We start from the raw sequence: 2,712 nt of genomic DNA, 5'->3' as shown, positions 1-2,712 counted from the left end.
CGCGATGCGTGGCCCGAGGGGGGACAGCAGCGCCGCGTCCAGCACGGAGCGCAGCGGGTCGCGGCCCCGCACGAACGCCCCGTACGGCTCCGGCCGCACGTCGGCCGGGACGCCGGAGTCCGGCAGGCGCCGCGGAGCGATCCACCCCAGCGGCCTGCCGTCGTCGTCCACCAGGGCCAGCCAGGGCTCGGCCGTACCGCGCACCGCGGCGGCGGCCGAGACCGGGACGGTCAGGTCGGTGCGGAGCGGCAGGTCCCCGCTCGGGACGAACGAGAGCCGTCGGATGCCCCGGTCGCGGCCGAGGAACTCGCGGACGAAGTCGTCGGCGGGCTCGGCCAGCAGCCGCGCCGGGGCGTCGAGCTGGGCCAGCCGCCCGCCGACGCGGAGCACGGCCACCCGGTCGCCGAGCTTGATCGCCTCGTCGATGTCGTGGGTGACGAACACGATCGTCTTGCGCAGCTCGGCCTGCAGGCGCAGCAGCTCCTCCTGCAGGCTCGTGCGCACGACCGGGTCCACGGCGCTGAACGGCTCGTCCATCAGCAGCACCGGCGGGTCCGCCGCCAGCGCCCGGGCCACCCCGACGCGCTGCTGCTGACCGCCGGAGAGCTGGAAGGGGTAGCGGTCGGCCAGCGCGGCCTCCAGCCCGACCCGCTCCAGCAGCTCCATGGCCCGCGCCCTGGCCCGGCGCCGGTCCCAGCCGAGCAGGCGGGGCACCGTGGCCACGTTGTCGACCACCTTCCGGTGCGGGAAGAGACCGGCCTGCTGGATGACGTAGCCGATGCCGCGCCGCAGGGCCGGCGGGTCGATGGTCGTCACGTCCACGCCGTCGAGCAGGACCCGCCCGCCGGTCGGGTCGACCATCCTGTTGATCATGCGGAGCGAGGTGGTCTTCCCGCAGCCGGACGGGCCCACGAACACGGTGATCTCCCCCGTGGGGACCTCCAGGCCGAGGTCGTCCACCGCGACGGTCCCGCCGGCGTACCGCTTGGTGACACCGTCAAATGTGATCATGTCCAACCCCTGGTCTCCGGCAGGGGCACGGCCCCCCTGCCGCAACCGCCCCCATGATCCCTCGCGGAACAGCCTATGGTGCCCGATTCCGGTCTGTCCCGCTACCTCCCGCTCTTTCACCGGACCCGCAGGTCTTCGACATCAAATAGGTATCCAATAGTGCGAAGAACCTCGATGACTTGGCATCATTGCCCATATCGTGGGCACCCCTACCACCCACGTCACACACGCCACAGGCCCCACCCCCGTCACACCCCCCACCACACCCCCGCCCGCACCCTTCAGGAACCGGTCCCGCCGTGACCCAACCGCTCCTCGGCCGGCGATCGCTCAGCGACTCGATCGGCGAGTTCTACGACCTCCACGCCCCCGGTCTGTTCGCCTACTGCCACGACCAGCTCGGCGATCCCGGCGCCGCCTCCGCCGCCGTCCTGTCCGTCCTGTCCGGCGTGCCCGCCGAACGGCGGCCCCCGCGCGCCGGGCTGTACGCCATGGCCCGCGGCGAGATCCAGCGGCGCGACGTCGTGCACGCCCCTCCCGCCGCCGGAGCCGACCCGGTGGCCGTCTTCGTCTGGCGGGTCCTGCGCGACCTGCGGCCGCACCAGCGCGAGGTGCTGTACCTGTCCGGCGTGTGCGGGATGGACACCCCCGAGCTCTCCTGGGTGCTCGACGTGGCGGCGGACACCGCCGACGAGCTGACCGTGAGCGCCTGCCGCCGCTTCGCCCAGTCCCTGGACCTGGCCCTGCCCTCGGCGCGGCCGCCGGCCGCTCTGGCCCGCGTCTTCGCCCTCCTGGGGACCGCCCAGATCCGCGACGTGCTCGCCCGCGCCCGTGGGCCTCCCCTCCCTCGGGGCTGCGCGCCGCCGTGCTGGCCGCCGTGCCGGACGTGGCCGCCGGCTCCGCTCCGGGTACGGCTCCCGCCGCCCGGCCCTCCTCCCTGCCGGTCAAGAGGCTCTGGCCGACCACCCCCGCCTGGCCGCTGCCGCTCGCCGAGCCGCACGCGCTGACCAGCACCCGCCTGTTCCTCCCGCCGGACCCGGGCGCCGTCTCCGCCCACGAGGCGACCACCGAGCCGATGCCCAAACTGCGCGGCTCGATCCTGACCGCCCTCGACACGGCCCTCGACACGACCCACGACGGTGCCCCCGGCACGGCCCTCACCCCCGACCCGGCCCACGATCGCGCCCCCGGCACGGCCCTCACCTCCGGCCCCGCTCCCGGCGCGGTCACCACCCCCGGCCCGGCCCACGACGGCGCTCCCGGCACGGCCTTCACCTCCGATACGGCCCTCCGGACGCCCCGTCCCCGGCCGCGACGCCCGAGACCGCGGCAGGCGATGCCGCCGCTGCCCGCTCCGATCCCCGGTGACGTGCTCGACTCGCCTCCGCCGGCGGGCGGCTCCGCCCCGGAGGAGAATCTGTTCCGCCCCCTCAGCCGGGAGGCCCGGGCGGCCCTGGCCTACACCGACAAGCTGGTCGCCTCGGCCCCGCTCAGAATGCCGCCGGGGGTTCCGGCGAAGGCTCCCGCCGGGGCCCCCTGCCCGGATTCCGCCGGAACTCCGGAGGGCCCCTCGGCCGGCGCTCCGCGCGAGGAGACGGTCCGTCCCCTTCCGGACTGGCCGCTGCCCGCCGACCAGTTGGGCGGCCTCGGCGCCTCCCCTGGGGACGCCCCGCCCCGACCGTGGCGCGGACGGCGGCCCGG

General features: G+C 75.7%; 1 protein-coding gene and 1 pseudogene. One reads left to right on the top strand and one right to left on the bottom strand.

Features of this window, described 5'->3' with window-relative positions; translation table 11 throughout:
• Positions 1–1,011: ABC transporter ATP-binding protein (locus ACWJ6R_RS34165; protein ID WP_449066178.1), on the bottom strand; the 1,011-nt coding region annotated here is incomplete at its 3' end.
• Positions 1,012–1,888: 877 nt separating this feature from the next.
• Between ACWJ6R_RS34165 and ACWJ6R_RS34160 the strand changes: the two are divergent.
• Positions 1,889–2,712: pseudogene (locus ACWJ6R_RS34160) on the top strand (hypothetical protein); the annotation flags it as partial.

This window comes from Planomonospora algeriensis, from assembly GCF_977012225.1.
The sequence above is the reverse complement of the archived record's forward strand: the minus strand, read 5'-3'. Positions and strand labels throughout refer to the sequence as shown.